Annotated in this window: 15 protein-coding genes; 9 read left to right on the top strand and 6 right to left on the bottom strand. The window is 65.6% G+C overall.

The genetic code is table 11. The features are described 5' to 3' along the window. Window positions 1-67: 67 nt before the first annotated feature. From prfB to ACYVNQ_RS10285, 3 genes are all read right to left on the bottom strand, one after another. Window positions 68-1172 (bottom strand): peptide chain release factor 2 gene (gene prfB, locus ACYVNQ_RS10295; RefSeq protein WP_460902376.1). Its coding sequence is split into 2 segments (ribosomal slippage): window positions 68-1090 and window positions 1092-1172, totalling 1104 coding nucleotides; the frame shifts between segments, so codons are not numbered across the junction. A gap of 140 nt (window positions 1173-1312) precedes the next feature. Continuing rightward, window positions 1313-3031 carry a single-stranded-DNA-specific exonuclease RecJ gene (gene recJ / locus ACYVNQ_RS10290; protein ID WP_460902375.1) on the bottom strand — a complete coding sequence of 573 codons (1719 nt, stop codon included), beginning with the start codon at window positions 3029-3031 and terminating at the stop codon, window positions 1313-1315. Window positions 3032-3107: 76 nt separating this feature from the next. Then, window positions 3108-4184 (bottom strand): regulator, encoded by a 1077-nt coding sequence (locus ACYVNQ_RS10285; RefSeq protein ID WP_460902374.1) that lies wholly within the window; start codon window positions 4182-4184, stop codon window positions 3108-3110. A 446-nt stretch (window positions 4185-4630) separates the two neighbouring features. On the opposite strand from ACYVNQ_RS10285, the gene ACYVNQ_RS10280 reads away from it, so the two are divergent. The 9 genes from ACYVNQ_RS10280 (at window position 4631) to ftsB (ending at window position 16375) form a co-directional block, all read left to right on the top strand. Continuing rightward, window positions 4631-5884, top strand: coding sequence for a lipoprotein-releasing ABC transporter permease subunit (locus tag ACYVNQ_RS10280; protein ID WP_460902373.1), 1254 nt, complete (start codon window positions 4631-4633; stop codon window positions 5882-5884). Further along, window positions 5877-6617: a lipoprotein-releasing ABC transporter ATP-binding protein LolD gene (lolD, locus tag ACYVNQ_RS10275; protein WP_460902372.1), complete on the top strand. Its 741-nt coding sequence runs from the start codon at window positions 5877-5879 to the stop codon at window positions 6615-6617. Before ACYVNQ_RS10280 ends, lolD begins: the two co-directional genes overlap by 8 nt. 51 nt (window positions 6618-6668) lie before the next feature. Continuing rightward, the gene (locus ACYVNQ_RS10270) at window positions 6669-7457 is read left to right on the top strand and encodes a TatD family hydrolase (protein ID WP_460902371.1); all 789 of its coding nucleotides are present in this window, start codon (window positions 6669-6671) and stop codon (window positions 7455-7457) included. Window positions 7458-7585: 128 nt separating this feature from the next. Beyond that, a complete protein-coding gene (locus tag ACYVNQ_RS10265; RefSeq protein ID WP_460902370.1) occupies window positions 7586-10429 on the top strand; it encodes a ComEC/Rec2 family competence protein in 2844 nt (947 codons plus the stop codon). Window positions 10430-10511: 82 nt separating this feature from the next. Beyond that, window positions 10512-11315, top strand: a complete 804-nt coding sequence (locus tag ACYVNQ_RS10260; RefSeq protein ID WP_460902369.1) for an alpha/beta fold hydrolase — start codon at window positions 10512-10514, stop codon at window positions 11313-11315. A gap of 532 nt (window positions 11316-11847) precedes the next feature. Then, window positions 11848-13509 carry a CTP synthase gene (locus tag ACYVNQ_RS10255; RefSeq protein WP_460902368.1) on the top strand — a complete coding sequence of 554 codons (1662 nt, stop codon included), beginning with the start codon at window positions 11848-11850 and terminating at the stop codon, window positions 13507-13509. Beyond that, the gene (gene kdsA, locus ACYVNQ_RS10250; protein WP_460902367.1) at window positions 13506-14360 is read left to right on the top strand and encodes a 3-deoxy-8-phosphooctulonate synthase; all 855 of its coding nucleotides are present in this window, start codon (window positions 13506-13508) and stop codon (window positions 14358-14360) included. The genes ACYVNQ_RS10255 and kdsA overlap by 4 nt, the downstream gene beginning before the upstream one ends. A gap of 196 nt (window positions 14361-14556) precedes the next feature. Beyond that, window positions 14557-15840 (top strand): phosphopyruvate hydratase, encoded by a 1284-nt coding sequence (gene eno / locus ACYVNQ_RS10245; RefSeq protein WP_460902366.1) that lies wholly within the window; start codon window positions 14557-14559, stop codon window positions 15838-15840. A gap of 88 nt (window positions 15841-15928) precedes the next feature. After that, a complete protein-coding gene (gene ftsB / locus ACYVNQ_RS10240) occupies window positions 15929-16375 on the top strand; it encodes a cell division protein FtsB (protein WP_460902365.1) in 447 nt (148 codons plus the stop codon). Window positions 16376-16581: 206 nt separating this feature from the next. On the opposite strand, the gene ACYVNQ_RS10235 is transcribed toward ftsB, so the two are convergent. From ACYVNQ_RS10235 to ACYVNQ_RS10225, 3 genes are all read right to left on the bottom strand, one after another. Continuing rightward, on the bottom strand, window positions 16582-16968 hold the full coding sequence (locus tag ACYVNQ_RS10235; protein WP_460902364.1) for a hypothetical protein: 387 nt from the start codon (window positions 16966-16968) through the stop codon (window positions 16582-16584). A 133-nt stretch (window positions 16969-17101) separates the two neighbouring features. After that, window positions 17102-18052: an Hsp33 family molecular chaperone HslO gene (gene hslO / locus ACYVNQ_RS10230; RefSeq protein WP_460902363.1), complete on the bottom strand. Its 951-nt coding sequence runs from the start codon at window positions 18050-18052 to the stop codon at window positions 17102-17104. Window positions 18053-18124: 72 nt separating this feature from the next. Next, on the bottom strand, window positions 18125-18649 hold the full coding sequence (locus ACYVNQ_RS10225) for a gamma carbonic anhydrase family protein (RefSeq protein WP_460902362.1): 525 nt from the start codon (window positions 18647-18649) through the stop codon (window positions 18125-18127). Window positions 18650-18786: the final 137 nt, after the last annotated feature.

Raw genomic sequence — 18786 nt, 5'->3', positions numbered from 1 at the left:
GGTATTCGGGGAGGGCCTGCAGATTCGATAAAAGGCGCGGGCCGGCAGGGGCGCGCGCCGTCGCAGCCTAGATGCCCTGTTTCAGGCTCGCGCTGATGAACGGGTCGAGGTCGCCGTCGAGCACGCTCTTCGTGTTGCTGATTTCGACGTTGGTGCGCAGATCCTTGATACGGCTGTTGTCGAGCACGTACGAGCGGATCTGATGGCCCCAGCCCACATCGGTCTTGCTCGATTCGAGCTTGTCCTGTTCGGCCTGGCGCTTGCGCAGTTCTGCTTCGTACAGGCGCGACTTCAGCATGGCCATCGCTTCGGCGCGATTGCGGTGCTGCGAGCGGTCGTTCTGGCACTGCACGACGATGTTGGTCGGCAAGTGGGTGATACGCACGGCCGAATCGGTCTTGTTGATGTGCTGACCGCCGGCGCCGGACGCGCGGAACGTATCGATGCGCAGATCGGCCGGATTGATGTCGACCTCGATCGAATCGTCGACTTCCGGGTACACGAACACCGACGAGAACGACGTATGGCGGCCACCCGACGAATCGAACGGCGACTTGCGCACGAGGCGATGCACGCCGGTTTCGGTGCGCAGAAAGCCGTATGCATATTCGCCTTCGACCTTGATTGTCGCGCTCTTGATGCCGGCCACTTCGCCTTCGGACTCTTCGAGCAGTTCGGTCTTGAAGCCTTTGCGCTCGCAGTAACGCAGGTACTGGCGCAGCAGCATGCCGGCCCAGTCGCACGCTTCGGTGCCGCCGGCGCCGGCCTGGATGTCGATGAATGCGTTGTTGGGGTCGGCCGGGTTCGAGAACATCCGGCGGAATTCGAGGTCGGCGACTCGTGCTTCGAGGCCGCCTGCATCGCCTTCGCAGGCCACCAGCGTGTCTTCGTCGTTTTCTTCGCGGCCCATGTCGAACAGGTCCTGCGTGTCGCGCAGGTCGTTGTCGAGCGCCGACAGCACGTCGACCACACCTTCCAGCAGTTTCTTTTCACGTCCGAGCGCCTGCGCGTGCTTCGAGTCGTTCCAGACGTTCGGGTCTTCGAGTTCCCGGTTGACTTCGACTAGCCGTACTGCTTTGGCGTCGTAGTCAAAGATACCCCCGTAGCTCGCCTGCGCGCGTGCGCAGGTCGGCCAGAGAGGCTTCGATCGCGTTTAGACGTTCCGCTTCCATGTCGATCTTTTAAGGCTTCGTAAAAAGGGGAAATTATAGCCGATCGACGCTGTGTTGCCGGGCGGGTTGTGCTGCGGCGGCGCTCGCGCAGTGCTCGGCTTGTACTCCGGTCTCGCTCGCGTTGCCGCGCGCGCCGCGCTTCACGCGAGCGCGTGCTCGACGATCAACTGCACGCGCGCCACGCCATTCCACGTATCGCAGGCCAGCCGGTACGCGAAGGTCGTACGCGCCGGCAGCGATTCGGTGTGATTGAACCAGATCGCATTGAAGCGCTGGCGGCCGCGCGACAGCTGCAGCTTCAGATGTTTGTCCTTGACCAGCGCCTGCGACATCACGTCGAACTCGCCGGAAAAAACCGGCGCCGGAAAACCTTGCCCCCACACCGCGGCCTCGAGCATTTCGACGAATTGCGGCGTGAAATACGCATCTTCGAGGTCGCCGTCGGTTTCGACGGTGCGCGCGAGCGCTTCGGCGGACAGCCATGCGCGGCCGACCTCCTCGAAAGCCGCCGAAAAGCGCGGCAGGTCGGCGGTGGCGAGCGTCATGCCGGCCGCCATCGCATGGCCGCCGAAGCGCACGATCAGACCCGGTTCGCGCTTGGAGATCAGGTCGAGCGCATCGCGCAGGTGAAAGCCCGCGATCGAGCGCCCGGACCCCTTGACGAACGTACCGCTGTCATCGGCGAGCGCGAACGTGAACGACGGCCGGTGAAACTTCTCCTTGAGCCGCCCGGCGACGATGCCGATCACGCCCTGATGCCAGCTTTCATTGAACAGCGTGATGGTGGCGGTATCGGCGGGGTCGACCTCGGCGAGATCGGCCAGCGCCTGCTGCTGCATGCCGGCTTCGATTTCGCGGCGCTCGCGGTTCATCGCGTCGAGTTCCTGCGCGAGCTGCCACGCGCGGCCGACGTCGTCGGTGGTCAGGCATTCGATGCCGAGCGACATGTCGGCGAGGCGGCCCGCCGCGTTCAGCCGCGGCCCGAGCGCAAAGCCGAGGTCGAAGCCGGACGCGCTGCGCGCATCGCGCCCCGCGGCGCGAAACAGTGCCGCGATACCCGGCTGCATGCGGCCGTTGCGAATGCGCTGCAAGCCTTGCGCGACCAGCACGCGGTTGTTGCCATCGAGCTTGACCACGTCGGCGACGGTGCCGAGTGCGACCAGATCGAGCAGGCCGTCGAGGCGCGGTTCGGGCCGTGAGTCAGGGCCCGCAGCGCCGAACGCACCGCGCTTGCGCAGTTCCGCACGCAGCGCGAGCAGCACGTAAAACATCACGCCGACACCCGCGAGGGATTTACTCGGGAACGTGCATTCCGGCTGGTTCGGGTTGACGATCGCGCGCGCGGCGGGCAACTCATCGCCGGGCAAATGGTGATCGGTGACCAGCACGTCGATACCGAGCGCATTGGCGGCAGCCACGCCATCGACGCTGGCGATGCCGTTATCGACGGTGATCAGCAGATCCGGTTTGCCGGCCGGCAACCGCGCGGCGAGCGCGACGATTTCCGGCGTCAGCCCATAGCCGTATTCGAAGCGGTTCGGCACCAGGTAGTCGATCTGCGCGCCGAACATGCGCAGGCCGCGCACCGCGACCGCACAAGCGGTCGCGCCGTCGCAGTCGTAATCGGCGACCACCAGCATGCGGCGGCCGGCGGTAATCGTGTCGGCGAGCAACCCGGCGGCGGCGTCGCAGCCGCGCAGCGCGGCGGGCGGCACGAGCCGCGCGAGGCCGGTTTCGATTTCATCGGGCAGGCACACGCCGCGTGCCGCATACAGGCGTGCGAGCACCGGATGCAGACCATGACGGGTGAGGACTTCGGCATCGGCCGGCGAGCACGAACGATTGACGATGCGGATCATGCGCGGGCAGCGCCGCTGCGGCGCGCGTAGAGAACGAGCATAGGGACAGTCATGCGGACACTCATAGGCAATCCGTTCATTCGATGAAAAGTGACGCGAACAGCCGGCGCCGCCAGAACTTGCGCAGATCGCCGCGCGTGACGGTCAGCGTCACCGAACCGGTATCGCCGCACAGCGTGAGACCGAGTTCGCCGAGTTCGCCGGCTTCGAGCGCGGCCAGCGCCGGCGCAAGCCACGCGCGTTCGAGGTCCGCGAATGCGGCGTTCCACAGTGCCCAGTCCTGCGTGATGAACGGCGTCGAAAATGGATCGAGTTCGATCAGCGTGGCGCCCGACGCGTCGCGCAGGCGGGCCTCCGCGAACGAGCGCGGCGGCGCGCCGTTGGCCGCGCGCGCGGCGAGTGCGAGACCGCGCGTGGCGACCGCATCCGACAACACGTGCGCGAACGGGCTCGTGACCGGCCGCGCCGTGCCTTGCGCATGGAACCAGATCGAATTGACGGCCGGCAGCCCGCGGGCTTCGCGTGCTTCGTTGACCGGATGTTCGAACCACGCCATCTGCACTTCGTTCTGCAGCTTCATCCACGCGCGCGAACGCTTGCCGCTATGCGCTTCGTGCGGCAGCCAGATCTCGACATTGCGGCCGCTGGCGCGCAGCGGCGATGCGCCGGCCAGCGTGCCGAACGCATCGCTCGACAGATACCAGCGCGACGGTTGCGGCGCTTCGATGCGCACGCCCAACTCTTCGATCAGCGGACGCGCCAGCGCGAGCAGCGGGGCGGCATCGGCATCGGACAGTTCGAGCGAGGCGGGATCGATCAGCACCAGGTGGTCATGCGCGATGCGCACGTGCACCGGCTGCACACAGGCCCATACCGCGCTGCCGGGGTCGCCGCCGTCGGCGAGCAGCATGTACGGCGCGAGCGGTGCTTCGTCGGCGGCGCTGCCGGTGGGTGTCGCGCCGAACTGGCGCGCGATCCAGCGCTCGTGCGGCAGCGTGCGCTGGAAGTCTTCGCCGATCACGCGCTCGACCAGCGTCGCCCGCGCGACCAGCTTGTCGAGTGCGGGAGTCTGGAGCTTGTACAGGGCGGTGGGGGCGTCGGCTGCGGCGGGCAGCACGAAAGGGATCAGCAGGTGAAGGCGGTTGGCGGGCATATGGTGCGCATTGTAGGGCAAACGAACCCACTGTAGGTTCGATCGTCAGCGCGCCTGGACCGTCATTGGGCCGTCGTGAGGCCGTCATCGGACCGTCGGAAAGCGCGTTGCCGGCGACGCGTGTGCCGGCCGGCGCGTGCGTGCCGCGAGATATGGCAAACTTCGCGCTTGGTTACGTCGCGTCGCGCGATTCCGCCGCCGGGACCGCCCGCGCCGCGCGTTTTGCCGCGCGCCGGAACCATCGGTGATAATTCGCGCCAAACCATCACGGTTGCCGGGCCGCGGGTGTCTGTCCCGGGCGGCCGTGAAGCCGGGGCGTCGTGGCGATAGGGCCGCTTCGCCGCGGCCGGCACGGCGGCACACGGCGTCCAATGCCGCGCAGGCCCCGCGCCGCAAGCCGAAACCGGCAAATGAGCTGGCAGATAAGCACGCAGATAAGGATTCGCTTGAAACTTCCGTATGAATGGCAAATCGGCTGGCGCTACACGCGCGCCGGCAAACGCACGACCGGCAACGGCTTTATTTCGTTCATCGCGCTCGTGTCGATGTCGGGCATCGCGCTTGGCGTCGCGGCGCTGATCGTCGTGCTGTCGGTGATGAACGGCTTCCAGAAAGAGGTGCGCGACCGCATGTTGTCGGTGTTGGCGCACGTCGAGATTTTTTCGCCGACCGGCTCGATGCCGAACTGGCAACTGACCGCGCAGGAAGCCCGCCAGAACAAGGAAGTGATCGGCGCCGCGCCGTATGTCGAAGCGCAGGCGCTGCTGACGCGTCAGGATGCCGTGAGCGGCGTCGCGCTGCGCGGCGTCGACCCGTCGCTCGAGCCGCAGGTGTCGGATATCGGCAAGGAAATGAAGGCGGGCAGTCTCGCGGCGCTGGTGCCGGGCGATTTCGGCATCGTGCTCGGCGCGGACCTGGCGATAAGCCTCGGCGTGACGGTCGGCGACAAGATCACTCTGGTCGCGCCCGAGGGCACCATGACGCCGGCCGGGCTGCTGCCTCGGCTCAAACAGTTCACGGTGGCCGGCGTATTCGAATCCGGGCACTACGAATTCGACAGCACGCTCGCGCTGATCAATATCCGCGACGCGCAGGCGCTGTTCCGGTTACCCGCGCCGACCGGCGTGCGCCTGAAACTGACCGACATGCAACGCGCACCGGAAGTCGCGCACGAACTGGCCCGCACGCTGTCCGGCGACCTGTACATCCGCGACTGGACCCAGCAAAACAAGACGTGGTTCTCCGCCGTACAGATCGAGAAGCGCATGATGTTCATCATCCTGACGCTGATCATCGCGGTGGCGGCATTCAACCTGGTGTCGTCGCTGGTAATGACGGTGACCAACAAGCAGGCCGATATCGCGATCCTGCGTACGCTCGGCGCGCAGCCAGGCTCGATCATGAAAATTTTCGTGGTGCAGGGCGTGACGATCGGTTTCGTCGGCACCGCGCTCGGCGTGGCGCTCGGCTGCCTGATCGCGTGGAGCATCCCGTGGCTGGTGCCGATGATCGAACATCTGTTCGGCGTGCAGTTCCTGCCGCCTTCGGTGTACTTCATCAGTGAACTGCCGTCCGAGCTGGTGGCGAGCGACGTGATCCGGATCGGCGTGATCGCCTTCGTGCTGTCGGCGCTGGCTACGCTCTACCCGAGCTGGCGCGGTGCGAAGGTCCGCCCGGCGGAGGCGCTGCGTTATGAATGACCGACCGGATCTGCAAGCAATGCGCAACAGCAGCGACCTCCATCCTTTCGTACTCGAAGCCACCGGTATTTCGAAGGCCTTCGTGCAAGGCGGCCTGAACGTGCAGGTGCTCAACAACACGCAGTTGTCGGTGCGGCGCGGCGAGAAGCTGGCGATCGTCGGCGCGTCGGGCTCCGGCAAGAGCACGCTGCTGCATGTGCTCGGCGGCCTCGACGATCCGAGCGCGGGCGTGGTGTCGGTGCTCGGCAAGCCGTTCACGAAGCTGTCGGAGCGCGAGCGCAATGAATTGCGCAACCGCGCGCTTGGCTTCATCTATCAGTTCCACCATCTGCTGCCGGAATTCAGCGCGCTCGACAACGTCGCGATGCCGCTGCGCATCCGCCGCATGACGCCCGAGGACTCACGCCGCGAGGCGCTTGCAATGCTCGAACGCGTCGGCCTCGCGCATCGCGCGAAGCATCGGCCGGGCGAGCTGTCGGGCGGCGAGCGGCAACGCGTGGCGGTAGCGCGCGCGCTGGTCACCAAGCCCGCCTGCGTGCTCGCGGACGAGCCGACCGGCAACCTCGACAGCGGCACTGCCGATACGGTGTTCAACCTGATGCTGGAGCTGTCCAGCTCACTCGAAACCAGCTTTGTGATCGTCACGCACGATCAGGACCTGGCGGCGCGCTGCGATCGCGTGACGCGTCTGCGTGACGGCGTGCTGTACGAGGAGCCGTCGGTTCCGCTCTGAGCTTTTTGCCTTTCTCGCCTTCCTTGCCTTCCTTGTCGTGAGGCCGCCCGCATGTGGATCGACACGCATTGCCATCTCGACGCTTCGGAGTTCGATGCGGACCGCAGCCAGGTGGCGGCCGCGGCGCATGCGGCCGGCGTCGCGCGCATCGTGATTCCGGGGGTGGCGCGCGCGGGCTTTGCGGGCGTGCGGGAGCTTGCGCACCAGGTGGCGGGCGGCGCGTACGCGCTCGGCATTCATCCGCTGTTCACGCCGCAGGCCGGCGAGGCGGACCTCGACGCGCTGCGCATGGAGATCGAGGCGAGTCTTGACGATCCGCTGTTCGTCGGGATCGGCGAGATCGGTCTGGACTACTTTGTGCCGGGGCTCGACGACGCGCGGCAGCAGTTCTTCTACAACGAGCAGTTGAAGCTGGCGCATGAGTTCGATCTGCCGGCGATCTGCCACGTGCGCAAATCGCAGGACCAGGTGCTGAAGGGACTGCGCAAACACCAGGTGCATCGCGGCATCGCGCATGCGTTCAACGGCAGTTTCCAGCAGGCTCAGGCGTTTATCGATCAGGGCATGCATCTCGGCTTCGGCGGCAACCTGACCTTCGAGCGCGCGTTGCAGATCCGCCGGCTCGCGGTGCAACTGCCGCTCGATGCGATCGTCGTCGAAACCGACGCGCCGGATATCGCGCCGGCATGGCGATACAAGCAGCGCAATACGCCGGACCAGGTTCCGGCGATCGGCGCGAGTCTGGCCGACCAGCGCAAGCTCGACAAACATGATCTGGCACTATGCACAACGGCTAACGCGCATGCCGCGTTGCCGCGGCTCATGCTTTCCTCTGCATAATCTTTCCCCGGTAGTGCGCGCGAGGCGGAGCACGCCCATGCGCGGCGGTATATGCGCCGGCCATCGCGGTCCGGCCACGCACGCATGGCGTGCTGATAGCGCGCGGACGGCGTTTGCGCGGAGGGGGCATGCGGGCGGTGTGGGGCGGGTTTGCGTTGGGTGTTGTGTGGCTGCAGCAGCAGGCGCAGTTGCCGGGGTTTCCGGTGGCGGTGGCGTTGGTGGCCGCGGTTGCGGTGCTGGTGGCGGCGGCGTTTGGTATGCGTGTGAGCGTAGGGCGCGGCGAGGGCGGCGATCACGGCGAGGGCGGCGGTTGTGATGAGGGCGGATGCGAAGGCAAGCGCGGGCATCGTAGCGACAGCGGGGGGCTCGGCGAGAGCACGGACGGCGGTGAGATTAGCGGGCGTATTGAGCGCACGGTCGGCCACGGCGGCACAGATCGCGGTGAGAGCACCGGCCGCGGCGAGGGTGGCGACTGCAGCGATTGCGGCACGTGTGGCCGCGTCTGGTGCGTGCGTGCCGCATGGGCAGCGCTGTGGCTCGCGGCGGCTTGCGCCGGGTTCGGCTATGCCGCCTGGCGCGCGCAGGCACGTTTGGCCTATGAACTTCCGCTTGCGCTCGAAGGGCGCGACGTCGATGTGGTCGGCTATATCAAAGGTTTGCCCGTCAGCGGCGACAACGGCGTGCGCTTTGTGTTCGCGGTCGAGTCCGCGGCTGACGCACGCGAAAATTTCCCACGCCTGATCCAGCTTTCATGGGTCGCCGACGAGGCACCGCCTCCGGCCGCCGGGCTAGAGCCGGGCGCGCGCTGGCGTTTTCAGGTGCGTCTGAAGCGGCCGCACGGCAATGCGAATTATGGCGTGCGCGACGGTGAGGCCGCGCTGTTTGCACGAAACATCCGCGCCACCGGCTATATCGTGCGTCCCGCTTCCGCGGAGCGCCTTGACGGCGTGGCGCCGGGTGTCGGCGTGTGGGTCGATCGCCGGCGTGCCGCGCTGCGCGCGCGCATCGACGCGGCGCTCGCCGACGCGCCGCATCGCGGTATCGTCGTCGCGCTGGCGATCGGCGCACAGGATGCCGTCAGCGCTGCGGACTGGCAACTGATGCGCGCCACCGGTACGAGCCATCTGGTGGCGATTTCGGGCTTGCATATCGGGTTTGTTGCGGGCCTCGCGGCGTGGTTGAGCGGCGCGCTATGGCGGCGCTCGGGCCTGGTCGGGCGTAACTGGCCGCTCGTGCTGCCTGCGCAGAAGGTGTCCGCGGTGTGCGGTGCGATGTTCGCTGCGTGTCACGCTGCGCTGGCGGGCTTCAATGTGCCCGCGCAGCGCGCGTTGTGGATGCTCGCGGTGGTGGCGCTATCGTTCGTCAGCGGGCGGACGGTTGCGCCATCGGTGGTGCTGGCGTGGGCGTTGGGACTGGTGCTGCTGATCGACCCGTGGGCGGTTGTGTCGGCGGGGTTCTGGCTGTCGTTCTGCGCGGTGGCGGCGATTCTGTTTGCGCTGTCGGGGCGCGTGCGGGTGCGCGACGAAGTTGGACGTCGCGATGCGGACGGGTGCGGCGAAGGCGAACCAGGCGAACCAGGCGAGGGTTGCGGTGCGCGCGCCGCACCGGAAGGACGAGTCCGGTGGGCAGACAACCTGCGCGGCAAGCGTTTGATCCTTGCTCAAGCATTAGCACGCAGGGTGGACCTGGCCGCCGCTTTGGGCGCCGGCGCGCACGCGATTGCGCGCCGCATCCGCAATGCTGCGCACGTCCAGATCGCGGTGACGGTTGCACTCGCACCACTGACAGCCTATTGGTTTGCGCAGATTCCGCTGATCGGCCCGTTCGCGAACGCGTTTGCGATTCCATGGGTCAGCGCGCTCGTTACGCCGCTGGTGATCGTCGGTGTGGTGTTGCCGGCTCCGCTCGACGCGTTCGCGTTCGTTTGCGCGCATCGGCTGCTCGATGTGCTGGTGCTCGGGCTGCAACAGCTGTCCGGCCTGTCATGGGCGCTATGGCGCTTGCCGCAGCCGGACGCATGGGCGCTCGCCGCTGCAGCGGCCGGCGTCGCGTGGTGCCTTGCGCCGCGCGGCTGGCCACTGCGCTGGGCCGCGCCGCTCGCGTGGCTGCCGCTGCTGGCGCCGCCGCCGGGCGGCCCGCCGCATGGCGCGTTCCGGCTCACGGCACTCGATATCGGCCAGGGTTCGGCGATCGTGGTGCAGACCGCGCATCACACATTGCTGTTCGACGCCGGGCCGGGCCCCGAGTCGACGTATGCGGGCGAACGGATCGTCGTGCCGTACCTGCAGGCAGCCGGTATCGATACGCTGGACACATTCGTCGTCAGTCATGCCGATTCCGATCATGCAGGTGGCGCGACCGCGGTGTTCGACGACATTGGCGTGCGACAACTGGTGGCGGCATTGCCTGCGGCGAACCCGTTGTGGGAGCGTGCGCGCGCGGCAGGTGCGCAGACCGTGAGTTGTGCCGCCGGGCAACACTGGCAGTGGGATGGCGTCGACTTCACGATGCTGTGGCCAGACCCCGGCCCGTTGCGCGGCAAGCCGAACGAGCATTGCTGCGTATTGCACGTGAGTGCGGCAGGGCGCGCCGACACCCCACGCACTGCGCGCCTGTCGGCCTTGCTCGCGGCCGACATCGAAGCTCCAGCCGAACGGATCCTGCTTGCCCGCGATCCGGCTGCGCTGCATGCACACGTGTTGCTGGTGCCGCACCACGGCAGCAAGACCTCGTCTACCGAGCCGTTCCTCGATTCGGTGAGGCCGCTCGTCGCGGTATTTCAGGTAGGCTATCGAAACCGTTTTCACCACCCGCATGCAGGTGTCTTCGAGCGCTACCGGATGCGCCGGATCGAACTCCCGCGCAGCGACGAGGACGGTGCCGTGCGTATCGAAGCCGGCGCGACGGGCGAGCAGGTGCTGACGCTCGAGCGCTATCGGGACACGCATCGTCGATACTGGATGGACCGCTGAGCACGGCCAAACCGTGCTTGCAAAGCAGCATCGCCGGGCGCCACAACGTCACATCAGCAACGTCACACGGAGACCCCCCGGCTTGAAGAACGTGATCCATTTCTCTCACGCGAACGGTTTTCCCGCCTCGACGTACCGGACGCTCTTCGCCGAGCTCGGCGACGACTACGAACTGCGCTTCATCGAACGCATCGGCCACGACCCGCGTTATCCGGTCACGCGCGACTGGCCGCATCTGGTCGAACAGCTGCTCGACGACATCGAGCGCTGCTACGAAGCACCGGTGTGGCTGGTCGGCCATTCGCTGGGCGGCTATCTGTCGTTGATGGCAGCGCTGAAAAAACCGCACTGGGTGCGCGGCGTCGTGATGCTCGATTCGCCGGTGATCGCCGGCTGGCGCAGCAGCATGCTGCGCGTGTCGCAATGGACCGGTCTCGACGAGCGCCTGTCGCCCGCCGCCGCGACGCGCACCCGCCGTACGCATTGGGCAAGCCGCGACGAAGCGTGGCGGCACTTTCACGCGAAGCCTGCGTTCGCGCGCTGGGACGAGCGCGTGCTGTCCGACTACATCGACTTTGGCATCCCGCAATCGGCGCCCGACGGCGCACGCACGCTCGCGTTCGATCGCCGCACCGAGTATCAGATCTACAAGACCTTGCCGCACACGCTCGGCTCACGTCTCGCACGCGGCGCGCCGTTGCCGGTCGGTTTGATTGCCGGGACGCGCTCGAAGGAAATCCGCCAGGCCGGGCTCGACGCGACGCGGCGCGCGACCGGCGGGCATCTCGAATGGATCGAAGGCAGCCACCTGTATCCGATGGAAAAACCGATCGAGACCGCGCGCGCGGTGCAGCGAATGCTGCATGAACTGGAGCAGCGCGTTTGAGCCAAAACGGTGCGGCGGGGCGGCAACCCGCATCGCCGCGTCGACGTAGCTTTGATAGTTCATGACGGTTTGATGATCGTTGCGCGCCGCGATCTGTGCGGTGATCCGCACCGCATACGACTTGACGGAGCAGGGCGGTTGCGCTGGCATCTCTCAGCCGACACGGCGGCGCCTGATCGGCGGCGCGGCCGGCCGGGATTGCGCCGGCACATCGTGCGAGCAAAAAGCACCGTATCCGCCGCACAACAGTGACCGCCACCGCCACGCAAACTGACACGCCAACGCCGTTCGGCCAGGTCACAATTGCACCGAAAAAGTGGGCACGCATGTGGCATCGATGTGGCACATGGGGCGGTGCTCACAGCAGCCTGACGGCGGCCCAATGGCGGCCCGAACGGTAGCTCAATGGCAGCCCAAACGGTAGCCCCGAAGCGTCGCACACACGCCCATTGCGAGCCCCGCATCGAGGTTTTAGTGCTGGGTCTGGCCCCTGCTTTCAGGTATAATCCGTTTTTCCCGCGAGCATTCAGCGATGACCAAATATGTTTTCGTCACCGGCGGCGTAGTCTCCTCCCTCGGCAAGGGTATTGCCGCCGCCTCCCTCGCCGCGATCCTCGAATCGCGCGGTCTGAAAGTCACCCTCCTCAAGCTCGATCCCTACATCAACGTCGACCCCGGCACGATGAGCCCGTTTCAGCACGGCGAAGTGTTCGTGACTGAAGACGGCGCAGAGACCGACCTTGATCTTGGCCACTACGAGCGCTTCATCAGCACGAAGATGCGCAAGGCCAATAACTTCACGACTGGCCAGATCTACGAATCGGTAATCCGCAAGGAGCGCCGCGGCGATTATCTGGGCAAGACCGTGCAGGTGATTCCGCACATCACGAACGAAATCCAGGCGTTTATCGAACGCGGTGCCGCATCGGCCACCTGCGGCGAGCCGGATGTCGCGATCGTCGAAGTGGGCGGCACGGTGGGTGACATCGAATCGCTGCCGTTCCTCGAAGCCGCACGTCAGATGAGCTTGCGCCTCGGCCGCAACAGCGCGTGTTTCGTGCACCTCACGCTGGTGCCGTTCATCGCCACTGCAGGCGAACTGAAGACCAAGCCGACGCAGCACAGCGTGCAGAAGCTGCGCGAAATCGGTATCTATCCGAACGTGCTGCTGTGCCGCGCCGACCGTCCGATTCCGGACGACGAGCGCGCCAAGATCTCGATGTTCTCGAATGTGCCCGAAGACGCGGTGATCTCCGTGTGGGACGCCGACAGCATCTACAAGATCCCGCAAATGCTGCACGATCAGGGCCTCGACCGCCTGATCTGCGAAGAGCTGAAACTGTCGCCGCAGCCGGCCGATCTGTCGATGTGGGCGGGGCTGGTCGAAAAGCTCGAACACCCGAAACACGAAGTGACGATCGGCATGGTCGGCAAGTACGTCGAGCTGACCGAGTCGTACAAGTCGCTGATCGAAGCGCTGCGTCATGCGTCGATGCACACGTCGACCAAGGTCAACATCCAGTACATCGATTCCGAAGAGCTCGAAAGCAACGGCGTCGACAGCATCAAGCATCTCGATGCAGTGCTGGTGCCAGGCGGCTTCGGCCGGCGCGGCACCGAAGGCAAGATCGCGGCGATCCGCTATGCGCGCGAAGCGAAGGTGCCGTATCTCGGCATCTGCCTCGGCATGCAGCTGGCGGTGATCGAATTCGCGCGCGACGTGGTCGGCCTGAAGGACGCGAACAGCACCGAGTTCGATGCGGCAACGCCGAACCGTGTGGTCGCGCTGATCACCGAGTGGTACGACCGCGAAGGCAAGGTCGAAAAGCGCAACGAAGAATCGGATCTCGGCGGCACGATGCGCCTCGGTTCGCAGCGCTGCCCGATCAAGCCGGGCACGATGGCCGAAGAAATCTACGGCAAGGACGTCAACGAACGGCACCGTCACCGCTATGAGGTCAACAACCGCTTCGTGCCGCAACTCGAAGCCGGTGGCCTCGTCATCAGCGCGCGTACGCCGAGCGAAGACCTGCCGGAAATGATGGAACTGTCGCGCGACCTGCATCCGTGGTTCGTCGGCGTGCAGTTCCACCCGGAATTCACGTCCACGCCGCGCGACGGCCATCCGCTGTTCAAGTCGTTTGTCGAAGCGGCGCTCGTGCATCATGAGGCGCGCGTCGAGGAGAAAGTATGAAGCTTGCCGACTTCGAAATCGGTCTGGACAAGCCGTTCTTTCTGATCGCAGGCACCTGCGTGGTCGAATCCGAGCAGATGACGATCGACACCGCGGGCAAGCTGAAGGAAATCTGCGCGAAGCTGAAGATCCCATTCATCTACAAGTCTTCGTACGACAAGGCGAATCGCAGCAGCGGCAAGTCGTTTCGCGGCCTCGGCATGGATGAAGGCCTGCGCATTCTTGGCGAAGTGAAGCGTCAGCTCGGCGTGCCGGTGCTGACCGACGTGCACAGCATCGAAGAGCTCGAGCAGGTCGCGGCCGTGGTCGACGTGCTGCAAACGCCCGCCTTCCTGTGCCGCCAGACCGACTTCATCCATGCGTGCGCGCGCTCGGGCAAGCCGGTCAACATCAAGAAAGGCCAGTTCCTCGCGCCGCACGACATGAAGAACGTGATCGACAAGGCCCGCAATGCAGCGCGCGAAGCGGGCTTGTCCGAAGACCGCTTCATGGCTTGCGAACGCGGTGTGTCGTTTGGCTATAACAACCTCGTGTCCGACATGCGTTCGCTCGCGATCATGCGCGAGACCGGCGCACCGGTCGTGTTCGACGCCACCCACTCGGTGCAGCTGCCGGGCGGGCAGGGCACGAGCTCCGGCGGCCAGCGCGAGTTCGTGCCGGTGCTGGCACGCGCGGCGGTGGCGACCGGCGTGGCCGGGCTGTTCATGGAAACACACCCGAACCCCGCAGAAGCGAAGTCCGACGGTCCGAACGCGGTGCCGCTGCATCGCATGGCCGACCTGCTCGAGACCTTGCTCACGCTCGATCAGGCCGTGAAGCGCACGCCGTTTCTCGAGAACGATTTCAACTGATGCCGTGCCGCGCCGGTCCGTCGCGAGCTCCGGTTGCAATGTCTGTTGCAACCGGAGCTGGCAACAAGTGGCCAGCGCGGCACGATGCAACCCGATGGTCGCCCCGAACGCGTCCGGCGTGCTGCCCACAGCCAGCGGCGCATCGGCACCGGACGTTTCAACCGTAAAGAATTTACCGTAACTTCTTGAGGAAACCATGAGTGCTATCGTAGATATCATCGGTCGCGAGATTCTCGATTCGCGAGGCAATCCGACCGTCGAATGCGACGTGCTGCTGGAGTCGGGCACGATGGGCCGCGCTGCGGTGCCGTCGGGCGCATCGACCGGCTCGCGCGAAGCAATCGAACTGCGCGACGGCGAAACCGGCCGCTACGGCGGCAAGGGCGTGCTGAAGGCGGTCGAGCACATCAATACCGAAATCTCCGAGGCAATCATGGGCCTCGACGCGTCGGAACAGGCGTTCCTCGACAAGACGCTGCTCGAGCTCGACGGCACCGACAACAAGTCGCGCCTGGGCGCGAACGCGATGCTGGCGGTGTCGATGGCGGTCGCCAAGGCGGCTGCCGAAGAAGCCGGCCTGCCGCTGTACCGCTACTTCGGCGGCTCGGGCGCGATGCAACTGCCGGTGCCGATGATGAACATCGTCAATGGCGGCGCGCACGCGAACAACAGCCTCGACATCCAGGAATTCATGATCGTGCCGGTCAGCCAGCCGACCTTCCGTGAAGCGCTGCGTTGCGGCGCGGAAGTGTTCCACGCGCTGAAGAAGATCCTGTCGGATCGCGGCATGAGCACCGCAGTGGGCGACGAAGGCGGCTTCGCGCCGAACTTCGGCAGCAACGACGAATGCCTGTCGACCATCCTGCAAGCCATCGAGAAAGCCGGCTACCGTGCCGGTGAAGACGTACTGCTCGCGCTCGACTGCGCGGCGAGCGAGTTCTACCACGACGGCAAGTACCAGCTGGCGGGTGAAGGCCTGCAACTGTCGTCGACCGAATTCGCCGATTACCTCGGCGCGCTCGCGGACAAATTCCCGATCGTGTCGATCGAGGACGGCATGCACGAAAGCGACTGGGAAGGCTGGAAGATCCTCACCGACAAGCTCGGCAAGAAGATCCAGCTGGTCGGCGACGATCTGTTCGTGACCAACACGCGCATCCTGAAGGAAGGCATCGAGAAGGGCATCGCCAACTCGATCCTGATCAAGATCAACCAGATCGGCACGCTGACGGAAACCTTCGCGGCAATCGAGATGGCCAAGCGCGCCGGCTACACGGCGGTGATCTCGCACCGTTCGGGCGAAACCGAAGATTCGACCATCGCCGATATCGCGGTCGGCCTGAATGCCGGCCAGATCAAGACCGGCTCGCTGTCGCGCAGCGACCGTATCTCGAAGTACAACCAGCTGCTGCGCATCGAGGAAGATCTCGGCGATATCGCCAGCTATCCGGGTAAATCCACGTTCTACAATCTGCGTTGATGCCCTTAAGCTTCATCATTCTTGCTGATTGACCCGCCGCCCTGCGTTGAGCGCAGGGCGGCGTTTATTCGAATGTGATCCACTTTTCATGCGCCTTGTCACCGTCGCCCTGATCATCCTGCTGGCGCTGATTCAGTTCCCGCTGTGGTGGGGCCATGGAGGCTGGTTGCGCGTGCACGAACTGCGACAACAGCTGGACCAGCAGCTGCAAAAGAACGCCGACGAGAAAGTCCGCAACGAACGTATCGCGGGCGAAGTCCAGGATCTGCAAAGCGGCACGGCCGCCGTCGAAGAGCGCGCGCGCTACGAGATGGGCATGGTCAAGGACAGCGAAGTGTTCGTGCAGTTCGTGTCGCCGAACGCGCCGTTGCCGGCATCGAATTCGCCGTCGGCCAATACGTCCACGCGCGGGCAGATGTCGGCCGCGCCGGTGCGGGTGGTGCCCAATCCCGAATCCCGGCCGAAGCCTGAGCGCGGCAAGCATGGCGCGAAAAAGAACGCGAAGGACGATACGAAGGGGAAGAGCGCGGGTTGACGGCGCGGCACGAAAAAGTGGTGCGCAGTCAGGCGGGCAAAAGAAAAGGCGCGGTGCTTACCGCGCCTTTGTCGTTGATGGGCTTGAAGCGCGGGGCTTGGCGCTCGAATCGTGGGGCTTGAAGCATGGGGCTGAAGCGTGGGGCCCGGATCGCTGCCCGGCCGGGTGTTCACGGCTATACCAGGCGGCCCCCCCAGGCGGACCGTCTACCAGCCCCATCCCCAGCCGGGATAGCCGACACCGACGCCCACTCCGGTGCCCCAGCCATGCCCCCAGCCGCCGCCGTAGTAACTGCCGTACACCGACACCGGTGGCGAGTAGTAGCGCGACCACGCCTGTGCTGCCGCTTCCGTGGCCATTGCCTGGTCTTGCTCGGCGAGCACCTGCCTGTCGATCGCGTCGTAGCGGGCACGCTCTTCAGGCGTCAGTGGATGCTCTGCTGTGCCAGCCTGATCGGCGGGCAAGCGACTATAGATCGGTGACGGCCCCGGTGGATCCATCACGCAGCCGGCGAGCAAACCTGCCGCGCCGAACATCGACAACGTCGCGGTGGTTCGCACGTGACGCAGCACCAGTGACGAGAAAGTGTTCATGTCGGCCTCCATTGGCCGGGCGCCCAGGCAAGATTCAGTAGATCGAAGCCGGCGGCAGGTGCGCGCACGACGCGCCGCCGCCCAACTGTCGCCGCAAAGCCCGCGAGCCGCCGGAACCGCTCAGTGACGTTGCTCAGTGACGTTGCTCAGCCGCGGGCGCCACGCCTCCTGAGAGCGCGCCCGCAACGAAAAGTTGCGCGACGTCGACCGGGTCGAACTCATACCGCTGGTTGCAAAAGTCGCAGTGAATCTCGACGTGGCCGCGCTCCTCGATCACGCTGTCCACTTCGTCGCGACCCAGCATTTTCAGCATACCGCCGACCTTCTCGCGCGAGCACGTGCATTCGAAGCGCGTATTCGCAGGCTCGAAGTGATGCACGTTTTCCTGCCAGAAAAGCCGCCGGAACAGCGTAGCCGGCTCTTCGGTCAGCAGCTCCTTTTGCGACAGCGTGCTGCCGAGCGTGCAGACACGCTCCCACGTATCGGCGTCGAGCTCGCCCGGATGCGGGACGATGCCGCCGTCGCCGGGCAGCTTCTGCAACAGCATGCCGACCGCGCGCTCGCTGTTCGCTGCGAGCCACATCCGCGTGTCGAGCTGCTCCGAGTGATGCATGTAGTGCTCGATTACCTGCGACATCGTCGTCAGCGGGCCGTCTTCGCCCGAAAGCGGCACGATGCCCTGATACGGCTGCTGCCCCGGCTTCTTGTCGCGCGGGTCCAGCGTGATCACGCAACGGCCATGGCCGCTCGCATTGATCAGTTCAACCATCGACATATCGTCGGTAATCGTGCTGGCCACGTCGCCCGAAAACTTCGCGGTGGCGCGCAGCGACAGATCGGAATGGCATTGCACGACCAGCATCTTGACCGGCCCGTCGCCGTAAATCTGCATGATCAGCGTGCCGTCGAACTTCAGGTTGGCCGACAGCAGCGCGCACGCCGCCATCATTTCACCGAGTACGACGCGTACCGGCGTCGGGTAGTCGCGGCGCGCCAGCACCTGTTGCCACGTATTGCGCAGCGAAACGATCTCGCCGCGCACAGGCGCCGCGCCGAACATGAACTTCTGCAACTGGTCACTCACAACTTTTCCTTCCTTGATGGTGTCGCGCAGCGTACGGTCGGCCGTGGTCGACGGCCGGCCCAGGGCGCCTGGTTACCCAATGCGCACAAGCTGCGCCTTGTAGAACTCGCGGCGTGTCACATAGCCGGCCGCGGCGCGCTGCATATTGGCGATATCGGCTTCGGTCAGTTCGCGCACGACCTTGGCCGGCGCGCCCAGAATCAGCGAGTTGTCCGGAAACTGCTTGCCTTCGGTGACGACAGCGCCGGCGCCGACCAGACAATTGCGGCCAATCACCGCGCCATTCAAGACCACCGCCTGAATCCCGATCAACGCGCCTTCGCGGATCGTGCAGCCGTGCAGCATCGCCTGATGGCCGATCGTCACGTTTGCTTCGATCGTCAGCGGAAAGCCCGGATCGGTATGGAGCACTGCGTTTTCCTGCACGTTGCTGCCGGCGCCGACCACGATCGGCTCGTTGTCCGCGCGCAGCGCGGCGCCGAACCAGATGCTGGCGTTTTCTTCGACGGTGACTTTGCCGATCAACGTCGCGGACTCCGCAACGAACACGCTTTCATGAACCGTGGGGGCTGCGTCGCCAAGCTTGTAGATTGCCACTGGGACTCCTGGGTGATCAGGGGACGCATCGCGCGCCGTCGGGCGGCCCGGACGAGACCGGGGCCGCAGAGCGGGGGCGCCGCGCCGCGAGGTTGAATCGCGTATTGTAAACGTATGCGCACATTGCTCGCGTGACA

The sequence above is a fragment of the Paraburkholderia jirisanensis genome, assembly GCF_054782355.1.
The sequence above is the reverse complement of the archived record's forward strand: the minus strand, read 5'-3'. Positions and strand labels throughout refer to the sequence as shown.

Excerpts from the sequence above, each read along its gene's own strand:
- recJ (WP_460902375.1), bottom strand. The coding sequence starts at position 3,031 with ATGATCCGCATCGTCAATCGTTCGTGCTCGCCGGCCGATGCCGAAGTC.
- ACYVNQ_RS10285 (WP_460902374.1), bottom strand. The coding sequence starts at position 4,184 with ATGCCCGCCAACCGCCTTCACCTGCTGATCCCTTTCGTGCTGCCCGCC.
- lolD (WP_460902372.1), top strand. The coding sequence starts at position 5,877 with ATGAATGACCGACCGGATCTGCAAGCAATGCGCAACAGCAGCGACCTC.
- ACYVNQ_RS10270 (WP_460902371.1), top strand. The coding sequence starts at position 6,669 with ATGTGGATCGACACGCATTGCCATCTCGACGCTTCGGAGTTCGATGCG.
- ACYVNQ_RS10265 (WP_460902370.1), top strand. The coding sequence starts at position 7,586 with ATGCGGGCGGTGTGGGGCGGGTTTGCGTTGGGTGTTGTGTGGCTGCAG.
- ACYVNQ_RS10255 (WP_460902368.1), top strand. The coding sequence starts at position 11,848 with ATGACCAAATATGTTTTCGTCACCGGCGGCGTAGTCTCCTCCCTCGGC.
- kdsA (WP_460902367.1), top strand. The coding sequence starts at position 13,506 with ATGAAGCTTGCCGACTTCGAAATCGGTCTGGACAAGCCGTTCTTTCTG.
- eno (WP_460902366.1), top strand. The coding sequence starts at position 14,557 with ATGAGTGCTATCGTAGATATCATCGGTCGCGAGATTCTCGATTCGCGA.
- ftsB (WP_460902365.1), top strand. The coding sequence starts at position 15,929 with ATGCGCCTTGTCACCGTCGCCCTGATCATCCTGCTGGCGCTGATTCAG.
- ACYVNQ_RS10235 (WP_460902364.1), bottom strand. The coding sequence starts at position 16,968 with ATGAACACTTTCTCGTCACTGGTGCTGCGTCACGTGCGAACCACCGCG.